Here is a 23,681-nt window from a genome sequence, read left to right as displayed (position 1 = left end):
CCATGTCCGCAACCGACGTTCCGAAGGCCTGGCCGGAAATCTTCGACGTCGCCGTGATCGGCGGCGGGCCGAGCGGCGCGATCGCCGCCGAACGTCTCGTATTGGCGGGTCGCTCCGTCCTGCTCGTTGACCCCTGCAACAGGATCAAGCCTTGCGGGGGCGCCATTCCGTCGCGCGCTTTGAAGGATTTCTCGATCCCCGAAGACTGTCTCGTCGCCCGCGCCTGCGGCGCGCGCATCATCGCCCCATCCGGCCGAGCGGTGGAGATGCGCATCGGCGATATCGGTTTCGTCGGCATGGTCGATCGCGCCACCTTCGACCCCTATCTGCGCGGTCGCGCCATTGCCGCGGGCGCGTATTTCCTTGAGGGCAGGCTCGACACGCTCGAACAAGCGGCGGATGGCATGCTCGATCTCACCCTTTCGCGAGGCGAACGTCATTCCATCCCGGCGCGCGATACAGCGCGCGCCAGAATGGTGATCGGCGCGGATGGCGCAAATTCGGTGGTGCGCCGACAAATGTTCGCCGCTCATCGGCGTCCCACCTATGTCTTCGCCTATCATGAGATCGTCGAGACGCCCGATGGTTGCGCGCCCACTGCCTTCGCCGCCGACCGCTGCGACGTCGTCTATGACGGCCGCATCTCTCCGGATTTCTATGGCTGGGTGTTTCCGCATGGGAAGCAGACTTCCGTCGGTTGCGGCTCGGGCGTAAAGGGGCACGATCTGCGTCAGGCGACCGCAGCGCTCAGGCAGGCGTCGGGCCTGGCCGGCTGCCGCACCATACGCCGCGAAGGCGCGCCTTTACCGCTGAAGCCGATGCGGCGCTGGGACAACGGCCGCAACGTGCTTTTGACCGGCGACGCCGCCGGGACCGTGGCCCCCTCCTCCGGCGAAGGCATCTATTACGCCATGCTGAGCGGACGGCTCTGCGCCGAGGCGGTGGACGCCTGCCTCACCACAGGTCGAGCCGCCCTGTTGAAACAGGCGCGCCGCGCCTTTATGCGGGATCATGGTCGCGTGTTCTTCATCCTCGGCGTCATGCAGGCGGTCTGGTATCGCAGCGATCGGCTGCGCGAGAAATTCGTCTCGCTCTGCGCCGATCCGGATGTCCAGCGTCTGACCTGGGAATCTTATTTGAACAAAAAAATATCGCGCCGAGATCCTTTCGCGCATCTGCGCGTATTTTTGAAGGATATCCGTGAGCTCTTCAGTCACCCGGCGAGCCAGAAATGACTGTTCTCCTCGATCTGCTTACCTCCGGCTGGATCAGCGCGTTCGCGATCGCTGTTCTGTGGGTCGAAACGGCGGCGCTTTCGCTCCTGTCGCCGGAACCCCTGCGCCGGTTCAGGATGCTCGCGGCCAACGCCTGTTCAGGCTCCTGCCTTCTCTTGGCCGTCGGCCTCGCCCTCGCGCAACAAAACCCGCTCTGGGTCCTGCTTCTGCTGGCGGGCTCGCTCGCCGCGCATGGGATCGACATCATCCTGCGCGCCGAGCCTTACGCGGAAGGGTTTAAGCGAAGGACGGAATAGTTGAGAAATCCCGCTGTGGTGACCCAGGCGAGATAGGGAATGAACAACAGCGCCGCCGCGACCGACACCGGCCAGGCGGTCGCGATGAAACCGAGGATGGAGAGCCAGAGCAATGCGATGTCGACAAGGGCGAGGTTCATCTTGCGAAGGCCGAAAAAGATCCATGACCACAACGCGTTGAACAGGATCTGCGCGCCCCAGAACAGAAGCGGCGGCGACCAGCCCGTCGTCACCCAGATTACCCATCCGGCATAGGCGATGCCGGCATAAAGCAGGGTCCAGACCACGGGAAACGCCCATTTCGGCGGTGTCCAGCCCGGCTTTTTCAGACCGTCATACCATTCGCCGGGCTTGAAAATCGCTCCGCTTCGATGCAGCGGCGACAACGATGGCGATGAAGATGATGGCAGCCATGGCGGCCTCCCGTTCTTGGATCGGCAGCCAGAGACTACACGTTCGCGGCCGAACCGCAACGTGACAAATGCGAGAGCGACCATTCCGGCCGCTCTGGCGACGCCCTCAACCCTTTAGCTGCGGAAGCAGTTTCCATCAGGCTTCCGTAAGGGAGGTAACAATGACAATGTTCCGCATAATCGTCTTCAGCCTGGCCATCGCTGCGGTCCCCGCGGCGACCTGGGCTCAGGACGGCGACGCCGCCGCAGGTATGGACGTGTTTAAGAAATGCATGCCCTGTCACAATGCCGACACCGACAAGGCCAAAATCGGCCCGTCGCTATATGGCGTCATCGGCCGCCAGCCCGGCACGGTGGAAGGCTTCAAATATTCCAAGGCCATGGTCGAGTTCGGTCAGGGCAAGGTTTGGGATGAAGCGCTTCTGAAGGCCTATTTGCCCGATCCGCGCGGTCTGGTGAAAGGCACGAAAATGGCCTTTCCGGGGCTGAAGAAAGACGCCGACGTCGTCAATGTCATCGCCTATCTCAAACAGGCAAGCGCGGCGAAATAGAACAGCAGTCGTCGCGTTCGCGCTTTCCGGGCGAACGCGACGAATGCGGTCTAAAGACGCCGAGGCCCGGAGCTCCGGGGAAAATGCCGGATACTGGCCGAAGATCGCGGTCGACACACAGATATCCAATTTCGCAATTTGCGAAAGGTCAAGGATAGGGTATGGTGATTGTACGCGAGGGAGACGCGTGGGTAAGGCCAATCACCGGGAGGGGGACATGGCCGACAACGGGAATGAGAGTTGCGATCGCTCGCCGGCGAGTTCGGCCATCGCAACGTCGAACACCGGCTCCGCCGCCTGCGGCGAGAACCATCTGAATTCAAACGATCACCGGATTCTCGAAAGGGCGATCCGCGGCTCGGTGTCGAGCATTGTCGGGGCAAGTCACCCGGACATCGTGTCGCTTCACGGCCGTGGTCCGCCGTCCGATGATCCCGAATTCCGTCTTCATCCGGAACTGCATCCACTCGCCAGGCAAATGCCCGGCGCGGAGCGGGCCGTGGATTTTCGCGAGCCGCTGCTCGCCTGTCTCGTGCATCCCGATCCGCGGCATCATCGGGCGGTGATGGACGAGTTGCTGCGATCATCCGTGCCGATCCAGACCCTGGCGGTGCATCTTTTCGCGCCGGTTGCGACGCGCTTGGGCGATCTCTGGTGCAGCGACGAGGCCGATTTCATGCAGGTGGCAGTCGCCTCGACCCGCCTTCGAATGATCGTGAACCATGTCTCCCACGCCGCCCATTCCAGCCAAGCCGAACAGCCGGAACGACGCGGCGTTCTTCTCGCCTGCACGCGGGGTGCGGCGCATACGTTGGGCGTCACCATCATCGCATCCTGTTTTCGAGACATGGGCTGGGACGTCGAGGGCGGCAGCGATCTCGAAATCGGCGACGATCTCTACGCCAGGCTCGCCCGACGGCCCTACAAGCTTCTCGGCATATCCGTGGGTCGCATGGACGACATCGCCGAGTGCACTCAGGCGATCGACCGCGTCCAATCCACCCCCGGCTGCGCGCCACCAAAATCGCACTCGGCGGCCCCGCCGTCGTCGCCGCCCCGAAGATGTTTCAGCGGATTGGCGCGCATTTTGTCACGCGTTCCGCGCTGGATGTGGTGCAGTTGGCGAGCAGCGTGTAGCAGGTGGCGACCGTGTTCGGATCTTGCGGACATTTTAATTCGTCGTCCGTGTAGAATTCGGAGTTAGCTGATTTTGCTTGGTAATATCCGGCTTCTGAATGTTTTTCATGCGAAGTTCCGCGGTTGTGAGCGCAGAAACTTACAAATTGCGCGGAATGGCAAATCGTGATTCTCTGTGTCCGGCAGGGTGTTCATGGGAGCATTGACATGTCCAAGGGAGCGTAGAGACAGCGGGCAGTCGTATAGGTTCCGGGCGCGGCTTGATCAGATCGTCGATATGGGCCATCCGCTGGTCAAGATCGGTCAGGCGATCGATTGGGGCTTTGTGGAGGCGCGTTGCGGCGCGGTCTATACGGATGCGCCGGGCCATGCGCCGCTGCCGAGTCGGCTGGTGGCGCGACTGGCGATCCTCAAATCGATGCACGGCCAGTCGGGTAATCCCCCGCTTTTAACGGGGTCGATCAGTGGAATTCATGCTGCCATTTTCAGTTTCTGCCTCGGCGTGATGCCGCCGATGGCCATATTGGGTCGGTCGTTGTTGTATGTCCAGAGCCAGCGTGTGGCGTGATCCTGCACCTCCTGGATTGTCTCGAAGATAAAGCAGCCCAGCCATTCGTGGCGGACTGTCCGGTTATAGCGCTCGATATGGGCATTCTGCTGGGGTTTACCCGGCTGGATGTGGGTAATGGTGATGTTGCGTTTCTCGGCCCACGTCCGCAGCGTGCCACTGATGTATTCCGGGACGTTGTCGACACGGTTGACGTCCGGTTTGCCGCGCCATTCGATGATCCGGTTCAGCGACCGAATGACCCGCTCGGCTGGCAATGAGTAATCGACCTCGATCCCAAGCCCTTCCCGATTGAAGTCGTCGATGAGTTCAAGGTCCAGAACGAGCGGCCGTCAGCGAGCTGATCGGCCATGAAGTCCATCGACCAGGTCCGGTTGGGCTGCTCGGGCGCCGCCAATGGTTCAGGCCGCTCCGGCACCAGACGCTTTCTGGGCTTGATCTTAGGTTCAATTACAGATCCCGATAGATGCGGTAAACCCGCTTGTGGCTCCAGCCGAAGCCCTTGATATTGCGCAGATAAAGGAAAAAGAGGCCGAAACCCCACGTCTTGTGCGCCGTCGTCAGTCGCAGCAGCCAGTCGGCAATCTCATCGTTCTCACTGTCGAGCGTGCGCCCGTAGCGATAGCACGTCTCGCTGATAGAGAACGTCCGGCACGCGAGCGCCGCACTGGTGTTGTGGTTCTGAACGGCTTGCGTGGCCATCCCTTGGCCGGTAGGCAAATGCCTTGCTTTTTCCGTGAGGCTCCTTGCGTTGAGACGGCCTCAGCGCTTTTTTCCGAGCGCCTCCTTCAAGAGATCGTTCTGCATGCTCAGCTCGGCATACATCTTCTTCAGCCGCCGGTTCTCGTCTTCCATGCTCTTCATCTGCGCCACCATCGACGCATCGATGCCGCCCAGCCGCGCCCGCCACTTGTAAAAGCTGGCATCGCTCATGCCATGCTCCTGGCAAAGCTGCGCCACCGGAACGCCGTCCTCGGCCTGCTTCAGGATCGCCATGATCTGCGCGTCGCTAAATCGTGATGTCTTCATCGGAATCTTCTCCAAAATCATTGTGAGAAAATTCTACTTTTGAACCCGGTTAGTTCGCGGGGGATTACCCCGACCTACATTTCAAGGTAAGCATTCTGGTATCCGATCAGAATGGTGGCGAGCCGCCCTGGAATTTGACATTAGCCCGAGCGGCGAGTTCCTCGGCCTTCCTGCCAACGGGAAACGCGTGAAGTTTTCCGAAAACGTCTTCTATGAATACGAAGGCGGTAAGATTGTCAGATATGGTCAGCACTCGACAAAGCTGCGATTGAGGCCCTGTCATTCTCGGTCACACGCTTTGCGCAGCAACGATTGATCCTGCGAAATCAGCGAACGCGCGCGCTTTCGCGCTTGCCAGCCTGCCGGTTGGGAAGACGGCCCAGAGGTCGATTGGCGGAAGTTCCCAGTCTTCCAGGACGCGCTGCACCGTCCCGTCCGCAAGTTCCGGCGCAAACATCCAGTCTGAAGCAACGACAAGGCCCAGATGAGACAGGACGGCGGTGCGGATGCCTTCCGCAGCACTGAACCGCGCTCGTCCGGAAACAGTTACCGAAGCCTGCGTTCCCTCGCGGGTAAAGGTCCACACGTTGCCGAGCTGGGTGTAGACGACAGCCTGATGGGCTGCGAGATCAGCCGGAACCGTCGGGATACTGTGACGCTCAAGATAGGCGGGTGTTGCGACCACCGATCGTCGACCGGTCGCCAGTTTGCGCGCCACCGCCGACGAGTCTGACAGTTCGCCCATCCTGATCCCGACGTCTATCCCTTCCGAGACGAGGTCGATGAGGCGATCGTCCAGAATGACATCCACTTCAAGATCCGGATGACTGTCCATGAACTGCGAGAGATGCGGCAGTATCATAATCCTGGCAAAGGTGGTTGCGGCGCAGACCCGCAGCCGGCCTGACAGGCCGGCGCCAGCACCCTTTGCTTCAAGTTCGGCCTCATCCGCTTCTTGGATTGCATTCCTAGCTCGCTCGAAGAAGCGCAAGCCTGCGTCGGTCGGCGTCAGCCCGTGTGTCGAACGCACAAGAAGACGGACCTGCAGCCGGTCTTCCAACTGAGCGATGGTCTTGGAGATGGCCGGCTGGCCGACACCGATCTGTCGCGCGGCCTGCGAGAACGAGCCTGTCTCCACCACTCGCACAAATGCGCTCATCGCCTGCAGTCGGTCCATCGACTATTCTCCCTGGGAATAAACATTATCGCCTCAAGCTGCCTGCCACAAGATTCGAGGAATGGGCATACCTGTCTTCAACGGAACACGATCCGATGGAGACAAACAATGATCGAAGTCCACGCTTTCGCTACTCCGAACAGTGTCAAGGCGCTGATCGCCCTGGAAGAGTTGGGGTTGCCCTACGATCTCAAGCCTATCAACGTGCGTTTGGGCGCGCAGAAGGCCGCGGCATTCCTCGCTCAAACCCGAACGGCAAGGTGCCGGTCCTGGTCGACGACGGCTTCGTGCTGACCGAGAGCGCTGCCATCCTCGTCCATCTCGCTGAGAAGACCGGCAAGCTATTGCCAAAGGATGGCGCCGGCCGCACTCGTGTCTTTGAACAGCTTTTCTTCCACGCCTCGGGCTTGAGCCCTGCTTTCGGCAATGCCGGCTTCTTCAAGCGCTCATCGCCCGAGCCACAGCCGATCGCCGCGGCCCGCTTTACCGTCGAGGCAGAGCGGCTCCTCGGCCTGCTCGATGCCAAGCTTGCCTCGCAGCCTTTCATGGCTGGAAAGGAGTTCACGATCGCCGACATCGCTCATTTCGGATGGATGTGGCGTCTGCAGTTCCCGGCCTGACTCTCGACCGTAGTCCGCACCTTTCCCGCTGGTTCGAGGCCGTGGCTGCGCGCCCGGCCGTCCAGAAGGCCATCGCTCGCGTCGAAGTCATCGTGTCCGCCGCCTGATCCTCCCACCCACGAATCCATCCCGACATACAGGAGAACCATTATGTCAAAGTTCGACACCTACAAGAATTCCTTCGCCAATGCCCGCCTTAGCCGTTCGCCGAGCGGCGTGCTCGAAGTCGCGCTGCACACCGATGGCGGGAAACTCGTCTTCAACGGCCACACCCATGAGCAATTCGTCGAGCTCTTCCACCAGATCGGCGCCGACACCGAAAACCGAGTCGTCATCTTGACTGGTTCAGGCGATGCTTTCATGGATGCGATCAGTCCCGAGGGCTTCGATTTCTTCTCGCCCCGCGGCTACGACAAGATCTTTCGTGAGGGCCGCAAGGTCCTGATGAACATCCTCGACATCGAGGTGCCGATGATCACCGCGCTTAACGGCCCGGTCCTCCTTCACTCGGAATATGCACTGCTCACCGACATCATCCTCGCAACGCCCGAAACAGTCTTTCAGGATAAACCGCATTTCGATTTCGGCATTGTGCCCGGTGATGGCGTCAACCTGCTCTGGCCGGAAGTGATCGGCAGCATCCGAGGCCGCTATTTCATTCTCACCCGCCAGGTGCTCGATGCGGCTACCGCCAGGGACTGGGGCGTGGTCAACGAGATCGTGCCTGCCGACCGGCTTCTCTCCCGCGCCCACGAGATCGCCGAGGGCATTGCAGCCCTTCCGCCGCTGACCTCGAGCTACACCCGCATCGCGCTGACCCAGAAGCTGCGCCGGATCATCGATCAGGACGGCGGCTATGGCCTCGCTCTCGAAGGCATCAGTGCGGCGGAAGTTGCCCGCTCGATGGCTGCGACCGGTTAGCAGGATCCTCACTAACTGCCGGACTTCGGCGCAGATGCCGAAGTCCGACACGCTCAAAAACTCCCAATCCAATTACAGTTCAAGGAGGATGACGATGACACTGCAATCCAAGCTCGATGCTTTCAAGGCCGATTTCGAAGCCGGCAAGCCACCCTATAACGTCCCCTATTCGGTGATCGAGACTATGCATCGGGCCACGGCCGAACTGATCGCTTCGGGCGCTGCCCAAAGGGCGCTGAAGGCGGGTGACAGGCTGCCGGAATTCACCCTTTCCGATCCTGACGGCAATCCGGTTTCGTCTGCCGACCTTCTGGCGCATGGACCGTTGGTCATCAGCTTCTATCGCGGTGTTTGGTGCCCTTATTGCAACATGGAACTTCAGGCCCTGCAGGAAGCGCTGCCGCAGTTCGAGGCGATGGGTGCGAAGCTCGTCGCCATCTCTCCGCAGAATCCGGTCAACAGCCGCAAGTCGATGCGCCAGAACAATCTGACCTTCCCGATCCTGTCGGACCCGCATAACGATGTCGCAGCCGCCTTCGGCCTGCGCTTCCAGATGCAGGACTATCTGATCGAGCTCTACAAGTCGCTGAAGAACGATCTTCAGGCTTTCAACGGCGATCCGAGCTGGACCCTGCCCATGCCTGCCCGCTACGTCGTCGGCCAAGATGGCGTAATCCTCTATGCCGAGGTCAATCCGGACTATACCCGCCGCCCGGAGCCGGAAGACATGTTGCCGGCACTCGTGCCGTAGCCACCCGCACCGCCGCCTGATCGGTCTACACCAGAGCACCCTAGCTCTTCGGAGGCGGGGTCAAGGATCTTGCCATGAAAAGAAGATTTCTGATTACCGGTGCCAGCAAGGGCATCGGCCTCGCCCTGGCGATCCGCCTGACAGGACAGGGTCACGAGGTTATTGGCGTGGCCCGCAACGCGACCGAGTGCTTTCCTGGCCAGCTCCACTTGCTCGACCTTTCAGACCGCGCAGCCGGCGATCAACTTGCGGCCATCGTCCGCGACAGCGGGATCGATGGGATCGTCAACAATGTCGGGCTGGTGCGGGCAGAGCCGCTAGGCGAAATCGCGGTTGAGACGCTCGAAGAGGTCATGCGCGTCAATTTGCATCCGGCTCTCGCCGCCACGCAAGCAGCGCTGCCCGGCATGCGGGCGCGCGGTTGGGGACGGATCGTCAACATCTCAAGCCTCACCGTCCTCGGAAGCGTGCAGCGAACAAGTTATGCCGCCGCAAAGGCCGCACTTGTCAGCTTCACTCGGAGCTGGGCTCTGGAACTTGCCGCAACTGGCATCACGGTCAACGCCGTTTCGCCAGGTCCGACGGAAACCGAACTGTTCAGGGCGAACAACCCGGCCGGGAGCGATGGCGAGGCTCGATATCTCGCAGGCGTTCCGATGGGGCGGTTTGGCAAGCCAGAAGAGGTCGCCGCGGCGCTCGCCTTCCTGCTGTCAGATGACGCAGGGTTCATGACAGGCCAGACGCTGCATATCGACGGCGGCGCCTCCGTCGGCAAAGCAGCGTTCTAAAGGCATCCGCTTAGCTAAAACTCAACACGGTGGCGGCCAGGGCCTGACCACGGCAGGTCGTGCTGAACTGCCATGCCGTCCCGCCAAAGGAACGGCGTGCACTCGCTGATTATTCGCCCAGTATCCGCGTTGCCATGTTCCACAGCCGTCCCGCATTTTCCTCATCAACGGCATACTTCGCGACGCCATTGAACGGACCTGATCCGCGCTCGTTGACGACTGGAGCCACCTGGCAGTCCTCGAAGTATTTGCCGGAGATGCCCTCCACGAGCGGCGAGACAGCGAGCAGCACCGAAGTAGACGCCCCTGTTCGACCGTCTTGCGCAGATGTTCAGGGGTGCGCAGGCCGCCGGTGTGTTTCTGGAGTCCTGTCGCGATTGCTCCGGGGTTAAGAGCGTTCGACGTGATGCCGTCGTTGCCCCATTTTCGCGTGATGCCAACGGACGTCAGGATGCAGGCCGTCTTCGACTGTCCGTAGGCAAGCAGCGGGTCATAGGGAATGAAACGGAAGTCCGGATCGTCCCAAAACACAGGCGCGAACAGGTTGCCGCTTGAAGCGACGGAAATGACGCGGGCGCCGTTCGCCTTCACAAGGTGCGGATGAAGACCTGTCGCAAGCGCGAAGTGTCCAAGATAGTTCGTGGCGAACTGCATCTCCCGCCCTTGCCTGGTCCGCTCCAGCTCCGGAATGGCCATGACGCCTGCGTTGTTGACAAGGACGTGCAAAGGCTCGTTCCAACCTTCGACGAATTCGTGCACCGAGGATAGGTCTGCAAGGTCAAGGCGGCGGACGCGCAGGCGAGCCCCGGGGATCGTCCGCTTTAGTTCCTCCACCACCTTCTCGGCGTCGTCTGGACGACGAGCAGCGATCGTCACTGCCGCGCCCACGGCTGCAAGCGCACGGCTCGTCTCTAACCCGATGCCCCCAGCTCCTCCGGTCACGATGACGTTCCGGCCGGCGAGATCGACGCCCACCAGAACGTCGGCGGCGGTCGATGAAAATCCAAACGGCATAGATGTCACGATCGTACTCCTTCAGACATTTGACTTGTCCGCAAGATAAGCACATGGCATTCGTGAACTAGATGACGAATACTACACGCAATGATGAGCTAATTCGTACAGTCAGCTCGCTTCCCCCGGCGAGCTCGCCGCCTTCCTCGCCGTCGCCGAGCACGGAGGCTTTCGCGCGGCCGCGAGGACGCTCGAGCAGACGGCGTCGGCCTTGAGCCACGCGGTGGCCGGGCTGGAAAAGCGTCTCAAGGTTAAGCTGTTCCACCGGTCAATGAGAAACGTCTCGCTGACAGAACCTGACCGCCGGCTTGCCGGCGGCTCTTGCCAGCAAATCGGTGAGATCGGAATGGCGATCGAGGAGTTGCATGAGCAGGCAGCGTCGCCGTCCGGGCTCGTGCGGATCAACTGTGACGCCAACGCCGCCGAGCAGGTGTTGATGCCGCTGGTGACCCGCTTCATGAAGCTCCAGCCAGCAATACGCTTCGATATCCGGTCTGAGGGGAAACTGGTCGACATCGCCGAGGGCGGGTTCGATTGCGGTGTGCGTGCGGCGGAGCTCGTGTCCGAAGACATGATAGCTATCCCGATCGGCCCAGATCAGCAGCACATTGTGGTGGCGTCGCCCGCCTATCCGGATGCATCCCCTCCTCTCATGACTCCTAAGGATCTTGCTATACATGAGTGTATTCAATTGCGGATGGCGAGCGGGTCCATATATCGGTGGGAGTTCCAGCGTCGCTGCCAAGACGTCGTCTTGTCTACCACCGGCAACCTCGTAGTGGACCAGTCCCGGCTCCTCCTGAGAGCTGCTCTCGAAGGCTGCGGTCTTGCATACGTGACGCGATGGCTGGCGCGGAAGCTCTTGCTAACGGAACGCTCAGGCAGGTGCTGGCGGATTGGACGCCACCATATCCTGGGCTTTGCCTGTACTACTCGAGGCATCGACATCTCGGGGCGGGAATGCGTGCGTTTCTCGACTTCCTGGGAGCTCCGCAGTCACATCCGCGCTCTTGAACGGAATCGAACCACCGATTCCGTTCAACTTGTTTTTGGACCACGCCGATTCAGATGACCTGGCCGCCGGAGACCTCTATCCTCTGCGCGGTGATCCAGCGGTTGTCGGGACCCAGAAGGCTTGCGACCATGGGACCGATATCGTTGGGGACACCCACACGGCCGAGCGCAATCATGCCGGCGAACTGCTTGTTGAGATCGGGCATATCGCGAACGGCGCCGCCGAGGAAGTCGGTCTCGATCGCTCCCGGCGCCACCGTGTTGGCAGTAATCCCGCGATCGGCCAGCTCCTTTGCCATGTAGAGGGTCAGAATCTCGACGGCGCCCTTGGCGGCGGAATAAGCCGAGAAGCCAGCAGCAGAGACTCGGGTAAGGCCCGAGGAGAAGTTCACGATCCGGCCACCATCGGCCAGCAGCGGCAGAAGAGTCTGAGTGAGGAAGAAGACGCCCTTCACATGGGTGTTGAACAGGGCGTCGAACTGGGCCTCGGTCGTCTCGGCAAAGCTTGCCATTTCGCCTTGTCCGGCATTGTTGACCAAATGATCGAATGTGTCGCGGCCCCAGGTCGATGACAGGGTATTCCGAACATTGTCTGCAAATGCCTTGAACGAGTCGAAATCCGTCACGTCGAGTTGCAGGGCGACCGCCTTGCGGCCGAGAGCTTCGATTTCCGCTACGACGGCTTGCGCATCGGCCGCGCCGCTGCGGTAGGTCAGGATCACGTCGCCGCCATGACGCGCAATGCTGACTGCAGTGTTGCGGCCGAGACCACGGCTGCCGCCGGTGATGAGGGAAACTGTATTCATTTCCGTTCTCCTTGTATCTGTTTGTTGTGACAGGAACCTTATGGCAGGGGACGCGATCCGGCGTTTGCCGGATTCTGGGCGACCTTGCCTATTTCTCCAATCCGACGCTTGGAGTGGACTGGATAATGCGATCGACCATCTGCGACGCAGAGCCGAGATAATTTGCCGGATCAGTGAGATGACGTAGGCGCTCGCGGCCTAGCGGGACCGCCACGTCCTGCGTCTCCGCAAGCTCCTTGAAGAAGCGGCTTGCCGGAGCCCACCGCGCGCCGGCAGGCGGCATAGACGAGATCATGGGCGGTCTGGCGACCGGTCAGCGGCGCGAGCGCCATCATCACCGCTTCAGCGACGATCAGGCCTTTCGAGATCCCCAGATTCGCCAGCATGCGGTCAGGATGGACGACGAGGCCCGACAGCATGAAATTGGCTTGTAAGAGGGCCCCAGAAGTCAGGGCGAAACTTTCAGGAATGGCGGACCACTCCAGATGCCAAGGGCCTGTGGCGCGCTCGAAGTCGTGAACCATTGCGTCGAGCATCAGGCCCGAATGCTGCCTTACCATCTTGGCAGCCGCGATAATGAGTTCGCAGGAGATCGGATTGCGCTTTTGCGGCATGGTGCTGGACGCGCCGCGGTGACGGGTAAAGGGTTCGGAGACCTCTCCGAGCTCCGTCGCCATCATGACGGAAACGTCAAACGCAATCTTGGCAAGGCTGCCGCAAACCAATGCCAGGACCTGGACGACCTCCGCCACCCCGTCGCGGGCGGCGTGCCAGGTGATGCTGGGCGTTGCAAGGCCGAGGATGCGAGCGAGCTCTGCCTGTACGGCCAGTCCGTGTTCTCCGAGGGACGCCAGCGTTCCCGAAGCCCCCGGAAAACTGCACCACGAGAACACGCGGACGCAGTTGCACCAGGCGTTCGCGATGTCTCTCAAGTGCTGACAGCCAGACGGCGGCCTTGTAGCCGAATGTAATCGGCAATGCCTGTTGCAGATGGGTTCGCCCCGCCATCAGGGTGTCGGGATGTTCGATGTCAAGCTTTCGCAGTGCGCTAACTGTGTCCTCAAGTTGCTGTTCGACCAGATCGAGCGCATGGCGGATCTGCAGGACCGTGGCCGTGTCCATGATGTCCTGCGTCGTCGCACCCCAGTGAAGATACCCTCCCGCCTCGCCGCAGGCATCGGCCATTTGCTCGACGATCGGCAGGATCGGATAGCCGACGAGCTCCGTCTCGCGCCCAAGCCGGGTCAGGTCGAAACGGATCGTCCGGGCTGCCGAGGCGATCGCAGCGGCAGCGGCCTCGGGAATGAGACCAAGACGCGCTTCGGATGTGGCGAGTGCGACTTCGGTCTCGACACATCGGTTTATAAAGGCAGCGTTGTCGAACAGGCTGCGCATTTCGCCATTAACGAGGCTGCCGCCGAACAAAGGGGAATCGAGGAGAGACAGCGTGCTCATGGCCGATCTCCGGCGGCTTCCGTCTGGGAAGGCACGTTCAGACCATGCAGCTGCATCAATTCCCGCGCAGCTGCGCTTTCCTGAATGACGGTCACGGCCGCCGTCATGAGAATGAAGAGCCCGACCCACGCACAGAAGATCGTCGACACGGAAAAAGCCGCCGCCCTCCAGTCGATGTCCGCATTGGCGCTGTCGGCATCGGCGAGCATCGACCATCCAAGCGAAAGCAGGCTGGTCACCCCGAAGCTGCATGTCCCTAGCGTCAACAGTTCTGTCGCACGCAGTTGCAGGCGAACCCGTCGACCGGAAAGCGCAATTGCAGCGTCCGTATCCGAATAGAGCCCGGCTGCTTTTCCGCCTTGCCCGGCGCGCAGGGACTGGAGGCTTCTCCAATGATCGACCGAATGGGCGTGGCGGATATTCACTCCGTTCTGGAGAATGGCGCAAACATTCGCCAAAACGGCCGGTCCGGCCACGAATGAGAGGGGAATTGCAGCAGAATCGATAGTTACCATTGGTCGGGCTCCGCTCAATCAGGTGCCGTTGTTGGCACCTGGTTGTTACATTGTCGGTCAGGCGAGGTTGACGTGCTTGGTGATTGTGTAGGGCTCGAGGATCTCGATGCCGCCCTCGGTTCCAATTCCACTGTCCTTCCAGCCGCCCAAGGGCGCTTCCGGCAGATGGGTCAAGCTACCGTTCACAGAAACGGCGCCGTAGTGCAGGGCATCGACTAGCCGCCGCTGTCTCTTGCCGTCATGGGTGAAGACATAAGCCGACAACCCGAATTCAAGTCCGTTCGCCGCCTCGAGCATTGCCTCTTCATCGGTAAAGGGCAGGATTGGAGCAATAGGACCGAAAGGTTCCTCATGAAGTACGGCAGCATCGCCAGCCACTCCTGTGAGGACGGTCGGAGCATAAAAGAAACCGCGTCCCCGAGGCGTTCTCCACCGGCGAGGATCGTCGCACCCCGTTCGCGAGCGTCGTCGACCAGACGGGATATGGCCTCGACGCGACGCTCGCTGGCCAGCGGGCCTACATCGGTGGACGGATCCAGACCGTCTCCGACCTTCAGCCCCCTGGCGACCTCTGCAAAGCGCCTCGCAAAGCGCTCGGCGATGCCTACCTCGACGAAGAACCGCGACGGGCAGAGGCAGATCTGTCCCGCATTGGTAAACTTGGCCTGCGCCAGCAGTTCCGCAATCGCCTCTGGGTCCACGTCGCCGCAGACGATGACTGGCGCATGGCCGCCGAGTTCCATCGTCACCGGCTTCATCTGCCGTCCTGCAGTAGCGGCGAGCCGCTTGCCGATCGGGATTGAGCCGGTGAAGGTGATCTTCGCAATGATTGGCGATTCGATGAGCTGGGTAGATACCTCGTTGGCATCGCCGAAGATGACGGCCAGCGCCGCAGGATGCACGCCGGCTTCCAGCAGGGCCTCTCCCATCGCCAGGACGCAACCGGGCGTTTCCTGTGACGGCTTGCAGATGATGGCGCAACCGGCTGCCAATGCGCCGGCGAACTTCTTGGCGGCGAGCGCCATAGGAAAGTTCCATGGTGTCAACGCAGCGACTACGCCGATCGGATGCGGCTGTACCTCGATCCGCTGACCCACCTGCCGTCCCGACACAATGCGGCCCGCGATCCGTCTCGCCTGCTCTCCACCCCATTCGATGAAATCAGCGGCGCGATGAACCTCGTCTCGCGCCTGGGAGAGGATCTTCCCCTGCTCCAAGGTCAGGATGCGGGCGATCCGGTCGGCGTCGCGGCGAATGATGCCGGCGGCATCCTTCAAGATGCGGCCGCGCTCCCAGGCTGGCACCGCCTGCCAGGATTGCAGGCCGCGCCGGGCGACGACGAGTGCGTTTTCGATGTCGGCCGGCGACCCGTAGGCCACCTGGCCGAGACTATCGCCTGTGGCCGGATTGATCACGTCTACGGCTGCGCCTTCCGAGCCCTCGCATTGCTCGCCATCTATCAAAAGCTGAAACTTGCTCGTCATTCTTATATCCTCTTGAACTTTGGCAAAATCCGATGCTTACCCGTTAGTTCTGAAGCGCGGTGACGATCGCTTTGGTAAAAGCTGGGATGTCGGATGGCATCCTGCTGGTGATGAGGTTGCCGTCCACCACCACTTCGGCGTCGATGACGGTCGAACCGGCGTTCTTGAGATCGGTAAGGATGGAATACCAAGCCGTGGCGCGCCGACCGCGCAAGACATCAGCCTCCACGAGCAGCCAAGGGCCATGGCAGATCGAGGCTATGGGCTTGCCGGCGTCGGCAAAATCCCTCACCAGCGCGATGGCCTTCTTGTCCATCCGCAGCTTGTCGGGGTTCACTACGCCGCCCGGCAAAACGAGTGCATCGAAGTCGGCCGCGTCGACATCTGCGATTAGCCGATCGGGCGTGATTGTCTCGTTCGAATTATCCGAATTGCCGGTCTTGGCATTGTAAACGCAACCGCGGATTGGGTCGACCTTGGGAGAGGCGAGGATAACGCGTGCTCCCGTTTCGATGAGTGACTGGCGCGGGCTATAGAGTTCGGCATCTTCGAAGCCGTCGGTTGCCAGTACCAGGATGTTGCGGCCCTTCAGGTCGGTCATGACTTTTCCTTGCTCAAAAGTATGGAAGCAAGTCGCTTCCGTCTCGGAGCAAGCTATCGCAGGCCACCCCGGTCGGCGTTGCCGCGGAATCCAGAATCCTTGCCCAATCCGCCAGGTCGCTTGCGGAGAAGTCCACTCGGCTAATAGGATGTCGGCATGCTGATGGATCGGAGTGGACCCAATGAACCGCACTCTCCTTGAATGCGTGCGCTGTTTCGCCGACGCGAATGCCGACAAGTTTGGCGTGGCGCGCACGCCGATCCCCGGCCTCTTTGCCATGCGTGCGACGTCACCGAGCGAAATGCAGTATGCGATTTCCAAACCGCTGGTGGTGCTTGTGCTTCAAGGCGCCAAGCGCGTCACGATGGGCAGCAGGACCTTCTATTTCGGGGCGGGAGATTCTTTGCTGATTGCTGCTGACGTTCCGAATGTCAGCCAGATCACACGGGCGAATGCGGCGATCCCGTATTATTCACTGGTGCTCGATATCGATCTCGCGATAACGCAATCGCTCGTCATGGACATCGGCATTGCCCAGGCGGAGACAAGCGTTCCCATTCGCGTCGATCCGACCGAAGCGGAAGTCGCCGATACCGCATTGCGCCTGATGAGGCTTCTCGACCGCCCGTCTTCGATCCCGGTCCTACAGAACCAGCTGATCCGCGAAATGCATTATTGGCTGCTGTCAGGTCGGCACGGCGCAGGTATTCGAGCGCTCGGCGTCACCGACAGCCATGCAAGCCGGATCGGGCGGGCCGTCGCGCTGATCAGGAATGCGTACGCGGAGACCCTGACGGTAGAGAAATTGGCCGACGCGGCCGGAATGAGCCTTTCCTCGTTCCACCACCATTTTCGGGCTGTTACATCATTGCCGCCACTCCAGTTCCAGAAGCAGCTGCGCTTGATCGAGGCGCGGCGCATGATGGTCTCCGACGGCGCGCCGATCAGCAATGCGGCTTATGCCGTCGGCTACGAAAGCGTTCCGCAGTTCACACGCGAATATGGCCGGCTGTTTGGCGCCTCACCCGCGCGGGATGTAAGGGAGAGTTTCAGCAAGACCCAAGTCGCCGCCTGAGCCGGCCATTACCATCATTAAGCCGCCGGCCTTGCTTCATGCGGACGCTCCGCTCGGCACCTGAAAATGAGGAATGTGCATATAGCGCTGCTCTGTCTTGTCTTTTGAGGGCGGCACACCAAATGCGCGCCGGTATTCTCGTGAGAACTGCGAGGGGCTTGAGTATCCGACTTCAAAACCTGCGCTAGCGGCGTCAAGATCTTCGCTCAGCATCAGGCGCCGCGCCTCCTGCAATCTCAGCTGCGTGCGAAACTCTAAAGGGCTCAACAGCGTAATCGCCTTAAAGTTGCTGTGAAATGCAGAGCGGCTCATATTTGCGACATCAGCGGCATCTTCGATAGACCAATTCTCGCGGAAGTTTTCCCGCATCCAAACAATGGCGCGGGAAATCTGCTTCAGCCTGCTCCCCGAATTAAGCAGCCTTCGCACCGGCCCACTGTCTGGGCCCGTCAGCAGTCGGTAGAGGATCTCGCGGGTGGCCAGAGGGGCCAGTGCCCTGATATCGTCTGGCTTGTCCAGAAGGCTGAGTATACGCCATGCAGCATGCAAGATGCCCGGATCACTCTCATGAAGCATCAAGCCGGCTGTCGATGCGGTGCCCTGGCTGGGTTTCTCCGCAAACTCGACTGAGAGCTCCGCAAGCACCTTTATGTCGAGGTCAACCTGCAGGCAAAGATAGGGCTTCTCGACGCTGGCTTCGATGACCGACCCCATGACGGGCAGATCCACAGAGGCAACGAGATAGCGGGACTGATCATAGATAAAGACCTCAGACCCCAGCATCGCGCGCTTTTTCCCTTGAGCGACAATACACATCGTCGGTCGGTAAACTACCGGCATGGGCAGGATTGGCCTTGACCAGCGAATGAGAGTGACGCCTGGCAAGCCACACTCGAATGTTCCGTCTTCTGGAGCATGGCGCGAGATCGCGTCGATAATCAAATTGCGTTCAATCATGAGCTTCACCTCGAAAAGGTTATGTCAGAAGCCGGGATGGAAAGCGGTTGGGAAACCCGCAAAGTCTTGGCGCGACTTCGTCCCGTCCACACGCTGTCGTGTATCGGGCGGCGGATCGGGATGGGAATAGGCGCTAGACTAGAAAGGCAAAACGAGAAAACAAAACAGCAATTTCCGACAAGAATGATGGCCGGGCTTTAACTGGGCCATCGCTCTTGGTTTGACAATTTATGAAGTATGTCATTTGGTAAGATCAACATGTTCTAAGCACTCGATTGGTAACCGCAAAAAGGGCGCAAATGTCGTTCGAAGAAGGCCGGGCCACAAATGTTCACCAAGCCTTGAAAGTGGCGAACGAAAGCCTGATGGCGCGCGACGCTATACCGTCTCGAGAACACGTATCGAGCCGCGATCAAGGGTGGTCATCGCTTCTCGTTGACGTGCACAGCGGTGTTTCGTCCACCGAGAGCTACTCTTCAGTGGCCACTCCTGACTTGCGGATCGGCGTCACGCTTGCAGGCAGCTTCCATTGCGATACGCGGCTGGGCGGACAATGGAGGCAGGATCACTTCACTCCGGGCTCGACCATGCTCCATCGGACAATTGAGAAAACAAATTATCGTTTTCCCGACCGTCGGGAGCAGGATTTCCGGCTAGGCCTTATCTATCTACCACAACAACTTCTGATGGCAGCCGATGAAGAGTTCCGCAGAACCGGCAAGCTATCAGAAACCCCGGCCTATCGATCGGTGCTGGTACGCGACCGCGCTGTTTCAGAAGTGGTGCATGCTCTAGTGGAAGCGATGGACGCCGACGGCGGTGACCTGTATGCAGATGCAACAGCGACATGGCTCGCCGCGCATATCTTGCGCCGTTACGGCATGCGATCACTCTCAGACGATCCTCGATCACCTGGACACTTAACCGACTCTCGTCTCGCTCGCGTGCTGGAGTTCATGTCCGAAAACTACGACCAACCACTGACACTCGATCGTTTGGCTACAGAAGCTTGCATCAGCCGTTTCCACTTTCTCCGGTTGTTCAAGGAAAAAACTGGCCACTCCCCGATCAAGCATCTGGCTAACATCAGGTTTGCCGCAGCCAGACGGCTCCTTCTGAGCACTGACCTGCCAATTTCTGAAATCGCACGCTTGTCAGGCTTCACGTCCTTGTCTGGTTTGTCAAAACAGTTTACGATACGCTTTGGAGTCTCCCCGAGGCAGTATAGATCTTTGAGCACAGCAACAAGTGAACTGCTTTGAGACATCTGATGCACCGCACGGTGTGGCGGTGCGGGTTTCAGCAAAAATCAGCATTGCAAAGCACAGGGAAGCAGGATGAGGCGCTGATGTCCACGAGTGTTGATTTGCACCGAGAATTCTCGGCGCGAATCCCGGGTCAGTTCTCAGTGCAAATCAACAGACAGGCTTTCGCTAATGAAGATGATTGCAGAGTTCGACACGTCCGAGCCCGATATGCTCGCGAAGATCGAAGACCTCCGCCGACGTCATAATCCGGAGCAGACCGCAGTGTGGATGCGCAACCTCATAACGATGGCACGTGGGAACGGAAACGAAGATGCCAAGCGTGGCTTGATGCCAATCGTGCGTCAGCTGGTGCAGACCGTGGTGATCGGCAAGACACCCGGCCATCAGCCGGCATCACTGCAGGTCCACGGACTGATCGCTGCCATCTTCGCGCAGATGGATGTCATGGACCTGATGGAACAGCAGTTCATCGCAGCCGCGCATAACGCTTTCGTTGCCAGGATTGCGTCTGGCGAGATCGATACGGAGCAGAAACGCAAAAAGCTCCTCGACCGTTATGGCGAGGAGCTTAAGAGAAAATATTTGGAATGGTCTAATTTACAAGTCTCAGTGGTTGCGGGGGCAGGATTTGAACCTGCGGCCTTCAGGTTATGAGCCTGACGAGCTACCGGGCTGCTCCACCCCGCGTTACCAGGTTTTTGCCGGGAGGCAAAATACCGACCGACTTTCGCCGTAGGCAAAATATCGCTTAATCCGGAAGGCTGAACCGCGACAGGTTTTTGGCTATGCAAAAATACCGGAAGCGCCTGCGTGTTGTGAAGAGTTATGAGATGTTTGCATTTTGCAGACCTGGCGGCGACCTACTCTCCCGTGTCTTGAGACAAAGTACCATTGGCGCAGGGGCGTTTCACGGCCGTGTTCGGAATGGGAACGGGTGCGGCCGCCCCGCCATGACCACCAGGTCGGCGAAAGGCAAACAGAGAAGCTGGTTCTTTGCGAATAGCGAATAGGGATCAGCGAGTAGCATGTCCGTATTTGCTGGTTCGATCGAATGTTTGGGCGTTTTGCAGGCTTTGGGCCTGCCGCCTGACTTTTCAGGCGCGCCGTCCGCAGCGTAGCAGTCGTCAGACTGCGTCAGCGTGAGGACAAAGATGTTCATGAGCTGAGCTCATGAAGATGATCATAGGCAATGGGAACGATCAAGTCTATCGAGCTATTAGTAACGGTAAGCTTCACAAGTTGCCTTGCTTCCACACCCGTCCTATCGACGTGGTCGTCTTCCACGGCTCTCAGGGAACACTCGTTTTCAGGTGGGTTTCCCGCTTAGATGCCTTCAGCGGTTATCCCTTCCGTATATAGCTACTCTGCTATGCCGCTGGCGCGACAACAGATCCACCAGAGATACGTCCATCCCGGTCCTCTCGTACTAGGGACAGATCCTGTCAATATTCCTACACCCACGGCAGATAGGGACCGAACTGTCTCACGACGTTCTGAACCCAACTCACGTACCGCCGCTTTAAATGGCGAACAGCCATACCCTTGGGACCTGCTCCAGCCCCAGGATGCGATGAGTCGACATCGAGGTGCCAAACAACCCCGTCGATATGGACTCTTGGGGTCATCAGCCTGTTATCCCCGGCGTACCTTTTATCCGTTGAGCGATGGCCCTTCCACGCGGGACCACCGGATCACTATGACCGACTTTCGTCTCTGCTCGACTTGTCAGTCTCGCAGTCAGGCGGGCTTATGCCATTGCACTCGACGACCGATTTCCGACCGGTCTGAGCCCACCATCGCGCGCCTCCGTTACTCTTTCGGAGGCGACCGCCCCAGTCAAACTACCCACCATACACTGTCCCGGACCCGGATGACGGATCGCGGTTAGACATCCACGAAGATAAGGGTGGTATTTCAAGGATGGCTCCACAAAGACTGGCGTCCCTGCTTCAAAGCCTACCACCTATCCTACACATGCCTTGGCGAATGCCAGTGTAAAGCTATAGTAAAGGTGCACGGGGTCTTTCCGTCTGACCGCAGGAACCCCGCATCTTCACGGGGAATTCAATTTCACTGAGTCTGCGTTGGAGACAGCGGGGAAGTCGTTACGCCATTCGTGCAGGTCGGAACTTACCCGACAAGGAATTTCGCTACCTTAGGACCGTTATAGTTACGGCCGCCGTTTACTGGGGCTTCGATTCAAAGCTTGCACCTCTCCTCTTAACCTTCCAGCACCGGGCAGGCGTCAGACCCTATACGTCGTCTTGCGACTTCGCAGAGCCCTGTGTTTTTGATAAACAGTCGCTACCCCCTGGTCTGTGCCACCCCTCAATACTTGCGTATAAAGGGGTCACGCTTCTTCCGAAGTTACGCGTGCAATTTGCCGAGTTCCTTCAACGCAGTTCTCTCAAGCGCCTTGGTATGCTCTACCTGACCACCTGTGTCGGTTTCGGGTACGGTCTATAATGGCGGAGCTATTTCCTGGAACCGCTTCCCTGCACAATCAATCCAGTAAGACTGTACAAGTTACGCGATCCGTCACTACCGCCAGGCCCACGATTATTAACGTGGTTCCCATCGACTACGCGTTTCCGCCTCGTCTTAGGGGCCGGCTAACCCTGCTCAGATTAACTTTAAGCAGGAACCCTTGGTCTTTCGGCGAGGGAGTCTCTCACTCCCTTTATCGTTACTCATGTCAACATTCGCACTTCCGATACCTCCAGGAGCCCTCACGGGTCTCCCTTCACAGGCTTACGGAACGCTCCGCTACCCCTAGATATTCGTAAGAATGTCTAAGCCTCAGCTTCGGTGCATGGCTTGAGCCCCGTTACATTTTCGGCGCAAAGACCCTTGACTAGACCAGTGAGCTGTTACGCTTTCTTTAAATGATGGCTGCTTCTAAGCCAACATCCTGGTTGTTTTGGGATCCTCACATCCTTTCCCACTTAGCCATGACTTGGGGACCTTAGCTGGAGGTTAGGGTTGTTGCCCTTTTCACGACGGACGTTAGCACCCGCCGTGTGTCTGCCGATTAGTACTCCCGGGTATTCGGAGTTTGGTTAGGATCAGTAAGACGGTGAGTCCCCATAGCCCATCCAGTGCTCTACCCCCGGGGTATTCGATCGACGCTCTACCTAAATAGATTTCGCGGAGAACCAGCTATCTCCAGGTTTGATTGGCCTTTCACCCCTAGCCACAAGTCATCCCAATCTATTGCAACAGATGCGGGTTCGGTCCTCCAGTTGGTGTTACCCAACCTTCAACCTGCTCATGGCTAGATCACCTGGTTTCGGGTCTAATGCAACTAACTGAACGCCCTGTTCAGACTCGCTTTCGCTGCGCCTACACCTACCGGCTTAAGCTTGCTAGTTACACTAAGTCGTTGACCCATTATACAAAAGGTACGCAGTCAGCCTTGCGGCCTTCCACTGTTTGTAGGCAACCGGTTTCAGGTTCTATTTCACTCCCCTCGTCGGGGTGCTTTTCACCTTTCCCTCACGGTACTGGTTCGCTATCGGTCATGCACGAGTACTTAGGCTTGGAGAGTGGTCTCCCCATGTTCAGACAGGGTTTCACGTGCCCCGCCCTACTCAAGGACATCGAGTGTTCTACGTCTACGGGGCTATCACCCATTCTTGCCAGGCTTTCCATCCTGTTCGACTTTATTCCTCGATGCCACTGGCCTGGTCCGCGTTCGCTCGCCGCTACTGACGGAGTCTCGGTTGATGTCCTTTCCTGCAGGTACTTAGATGTTTCAGTTCCCTGCGTTCGCTTCTTACACCCTATCTTTTCAGGTGCAGATACCTCTTCTCAATGCTTGGAACCAAGACCGTCCGAAGACGGGCCAGATTACCAAGCATCAGAGGTGGGTTCCCCCATTCGGAGATCCATGGATCAAAGCCTATTCGCAGCTCCCCACGGCTTATCGCAGCGTATCACGTCCTTCTTCGCCTGTGCATGCCTAGGCATCCACCAATTGCCCTTATTTCACTTGATCGTTCTCATT

21 protein-coding genes, 1 tRNA gene, 2 rRNA genes and 4 pseudogenes are annotated in these 23,681 nt (G+C 59.2%); 14 read left to right on the top strand and 14 right to left on the bottom strand.

Translation table 11 applies throughout. The features are described from left to right. Positions 1-2: 2 nt before the first annotated feature. The gene (locus H2O14_RS23245) at positions 3-1,235 is read left to right on the top strand and encodes a geranylgeranyl diphosphate reductase (protein ID WP_182829751.1); all 1,233 of its coding nucleotides are present in this window, start codon (positions 3-5) and stop codon (positions 1,233-1,235) included. Beyond that, complete coding sequence (locus tag H2O14_RS23240) at positions 1,232-1,531, top strand: hypothetical protein (RefSeq protein WP_182829750.1); 300 nt, start codon at positions 1,232-1,234, stop codon at positions 1,529-1,531. Before H2O14_RS23245 ends, H2O14_RS23240 begins: the two co-directional genes overlap by 4 nt. On the opposite strand, the gene H2O14_RS29060 is transcribed toward H2O14_RS23240, so the two are convergent. Continuing rightward, complete coding sequence (locus tag H2O14_RS29060; RefSeq protein ID WP_312858704.1) at positions 1,498-1,818, bottom strand: TspO/MBR family protein; 321 nt, start codon at positions 1,816-1,818, stop codon at positions 1,498-1,500. The genes H2O14_RS23240 and H2O14_RS29060 overlap by 34 nt on opposite strands. Positions 1,819-2,111: 293 nt before the next feature. Between H2O14_RS29060 and H2O14_RS23230 the strand changes: the two genes are divergently transcribed. The 3 genes and pseudogenes from H2O14_RS23230 to H2O14_RS28015 all read left to right on the top strand — a co-directional run. Beyond that, positions 2,112-2,495 (top strand): cytochrome c family protein, encoded by a 384-nt coding sequence (locus H2O14_RS23230; RefSeq protein ID WP_182829938.1) that lies wholly within the window; start codon positions 2,112-2,114, stop codon positions 2,493-2,495. A 217-nt stretch (positions 2,496-2,712) separates the two neighbouring features. Then, on the top strand, positions 2,713-3,699 hold the full coding sequence (locus tag H2O14_RS23225; protein WP_182829749.1) for a B12-binding domain-containing protein: 987 nt from the start codon (positions 2,713-2,715) through the stop codon (positions 3,697-3,699). Positions 3,700-3,825: 126 nt separating this feature from the next. Then, positions 3,826-4,047 (top strand): annotated as a pseudogene (locus H2O14_RS28015) (IS5/IS1182 family transposase); the annotation flags it as partial. Between the two features lie 56 nt (positions 4,048-4,103). On the opposite strand, the pseudogene H2O14_RS23220 reads toward H2O14_RS28015, so the two are convergent. Next, positions 4,104-5,229 (bottom strand): annotated as a pseudogene (locus tag H2O14_RS23220) (IS3 family transposase). Positions 5,230-5,329: 100 nt separating this feature from the next. Here H2O14_RS23220 and H2O14_RS29620 point away from each other — a divergent pair. Continuing rightward, the gene (locus H2O14_RS29620) at positions 5,330-5,545 is read left to right on the top strand and encodes an ester cyclase (RefSeq protein ID WP_409526972.1); all 216 of its coding nucleotides are present in this window, start codon (positions 5,330-5,332) and stop codon (positions 5,543-5,545) included. Here the strand turns inward: H2O14_RS29620 and H2O14_RS23210 are convergent. After that, entirely contained in the window at positions 5,519-6,406 is an 888-nt protein-coding gene (locus tag H2O14_RS23210; RefSeq protein ID WP_182829748.1) for a LysR family transcriptional regulator, read from the bottom strand. The two genes, H2O14_RS29620 and H2O14_RS23210, sit on opposite strands and share 27 nt — an antisense overlap. A 108-nt stretch (positions 6,407-6,514) precedes the next feature. Here H2O14_RS23210 and H2O14_RS28010 point away from each other — a divergent pair, with 108 nt between their 5' ends. The 5 genes from H2O14_RS28010 to H2O14_RS23190 all read left to right on the top strand — a co-directional run bounded on the left by H2O14_RS28010 (position 6,515) and on the right by H2O14_RS23190 (position 9,486). Next, on the top strand, positions 6,515-6,700 hold the full coding sequence (locus H2O14_RS28010; protein WP_246697733.1) for a hypothetical protein: 186 nt from the start codon (positions 6,515-6,517) through the stop codon (positions 6,698-6,700). Next, positions 6,667-7,026: a glutathione binding-like protein gene (locus H2O14_RS28005; protein ID WP_312858703.1), complete on the top strand. Its 360-nt coding sequence runs from the start codon at positions 6,667-6,669 to the stop codon at positions 7,024-7,026. Before H2O14_RS28010 ends, H2O14_RS28005 begins: the two co-directional genes overlap by 34 nt. 150 nt (positions 7,027-7,176) lie before the next feature. After that, complete coding sequence (locus H2O14_RS23200) at positions 7,177-7,947, top strand: enoyl-CoA hydratase/isomerase family protein (protein WP_182829747.1); 771 nt, start codon at positions 7,177-7,179, stop codon at positions 7,945-7,947. A gap of 94 nt (positions 7,948-8,041) precedes the next feature. Beyond that, entirely contained in the window at positions 8,042-8,698 is a 657-nt protein-coding gene (locus H2O14_RS23195) for a peroxiredoxin-like family protein (protein WP_182829746.1), read from the top strand. 74 nt (positions 8,699-8,772) lie between these two features. Continuing rightward, positions 8,773-9,486: an SDR family oxidoreductase gene (locus H2O14_RS23190; RefSeq protein ID WP_182829745.1), complete on the top strand. Its 714-nt coding sequence runs from the start codon at positions 8,773-8,775 to the stop codon at positions 9,484-9,486. Positions 9,487-9,595: 109 nt separating this feature from the next. On the opposite strand, the pseudogene H2O14_RS23185 reads toward H2O14_RS23190, so the two are convergent. Beyond that, positions 9,596-10,500, bottom strand: a pseudogene (locus H2O14_RS23185) (SDR family NAD(P)-dependent oxidoreductase). Positions 10,501-10,771: 271 nt separating this feature from the next. Between H2O14_RS23185 and H2O14_RS23180 the strand changes: the two are divergent. Next, entirely contained in the window at positions 10,772-11,572 is an 801-nt protein-coding gene (locus tag H2O14_RS23180; RefSeq protein WP_312858720.1) for a LysR substrate-binding domain-containing protein, read from the top strand. On the opposite strand, the gene H2O14_RS23175 is transcribed toward H2O14_RS23180, so the two are convergent. From H2O14_RS23175 to H2O14_RS23150, 6 genes and pseudogenes are all read right to left on the bottom strand, one after another. Then, positions 11,565-12,320: an SDR family NAD(P)-dependent oxidoreductase gene (locus H2O14_RS23175; RefSeq protein WP_182829744.1), complete on the bottom strand. Its 756-nt coding sequence runs from the start codon at positions 12,318-12,320 to the stop codon at positions 11,565-11,567. The two genes, H2O14_RS23180 and H2O14_RS23175, sit on opposite strands and share 8 nt — an antisense overlap. Before the next feature lie 170 nt (positions 12,321-12,490). After that, positions 12,491-13,123 carry a lyase family protein gene (locus tag H2O14_RS29055; RefSeq protein ID WP_312858719.1) on the bottom strand — a complete coding sequence of 211 codons (633 nt, stop codon included), beginning with the start codon at positions 13,121-13,123 and terminating at the stop codon, positions 12,491-12,493. Then, complete coding sequence (locus H2O14_RS29050) at positions 13,011-13,775, bottom strand: lyase family protein (RefSeq protein ID WP_312858702.1); 765 nt, start codon at positions 13,773-13,775, stop codon at positions 13,011-13,013. Before H2O14_RS29050 ends, H2O14_RS29055 begins: the two co-directional genes overlap by 113 nt. Continuing rightward, a complete protein-coding gene (locus H2O14_RS23165) occupies positions 13,772-14,308 on the bottom strand; it encodes a DUF2721 domain-containing protein (RefSeq protein WP_182829743.1) in 537 nt (178 codons plus the stop codon). Before H2O14_RS23165 ends, H2O14_RS29050 begins: the two co-directional genes overlap by 4 nt. 39 nt (positions 14,309-14,347) lie before the next feature. Next, positions 14,348-15,774: pseudogene (locus tag H2O14_RS23155) on the bottom strand (NAD-dependent succinate-semialdehyde dehydrogenase). 43 nt (positions 15,775-15,817) lie between these two features. Next, positions 15,818-16,375 (bottom strand): type 1 glutamine amidotransferase domain-containing protein, encoded by a 558-nt coding sequence (locus H2O14_RS23150; RefSeq protein WP_182829740.1) that lies wholly within the window; start codon positions 16,373-16,375, stop codon positions 15,818-15,820. A 181-nt stretch (positions 16,376-16,556) separates the two neighbouring features. Here H2O14_RS23150 and H2O14_RS23145 point away from each other — a divergent pair, with 181 nt between their 5' ends. After that, a complete protein-coding gene (locus H2O14_RS23145; protein ID WP_182829739.1) occupies positions 16,557-17,450 on the top strand; it encodes an AraC family transcriptional regulator in 894 nt (297 codons plus the stop codon). 36 nt (positions 17,451-17,486) lie between these two features. Here H2O14_RS23145 and H2O14_RS23140 read toward each other — a convergent pair whose 3' ends face one another. Next, positions 17,487-18,407 carry an AraC family transcriptional regulator gene (locus H2O14_RS23140; RefSeq protein WP_182829738.1) on the bottom strand — a complete coding sequence of 307 codons (921 nt, stop codon included), beginning with the start codon at positions 18,405-18,407 and terminating at the stop codon, positions 17,487-17,489. Positions 18,408-18,706: 299 nt separating this feature from the next. On the opposite strand from H2O14_RS23140, the gene H2O14_RS23135 reads away from it, so the two are divergent. Then, positions 18,707-19,669: a helix-turn-helix domain-containing protein gene (locus H2O14_RS23135; protein WP_182829737.1), complete on the top strand. Its 963-nt coding sequence runs from the start codon at positions 18,707-18,709 to the stop codon at positions 19,667-19,669. A 616-nt stretch (positions 19,670-20,285) separates the two neighbouring features. Here the strand turns inward: H2O14_RS23135 and H2O14_RS23130 are convergent. The 3 genes from H2O14_RS23130 to H2O14_RS23120 form a co-directional block, all read right to left on the bottom strand. Beyond that, positions 20,286-20,362 (bottom strand) — tRNA-Met (locus tag H2O14_RS23130). Between the two features lie 160 nt (positions 20,363-20,522). After that, a 5S ribosomal RNA gene (rrf, locus tag H2O14_RS23125) occupies positions 20,523-20,637 on the bottom strand. Between the two features lie 233 nt (positions 20,638-20,870). Next, a 23S ribosomal RNA gene (locus tag H2O14_RS23120) occupies positions 20,871-23,672 on the bottom strand. Between the last annotated feature and the right edge of the window lie 9 nt (positions 23,673-23,681).

It is taken from the genome of Rhizobium sp. G21, assembly GCF_014158035.1.
Lineage (GTDB): Bacteria > Pseudomonadota > Alphaproteobacteria > Rhizobiales > Rhizobiaceae > Rhizobium_E.
This window is presented reverse-complemented; position numbering and strand designations above follow the sequence as displayed.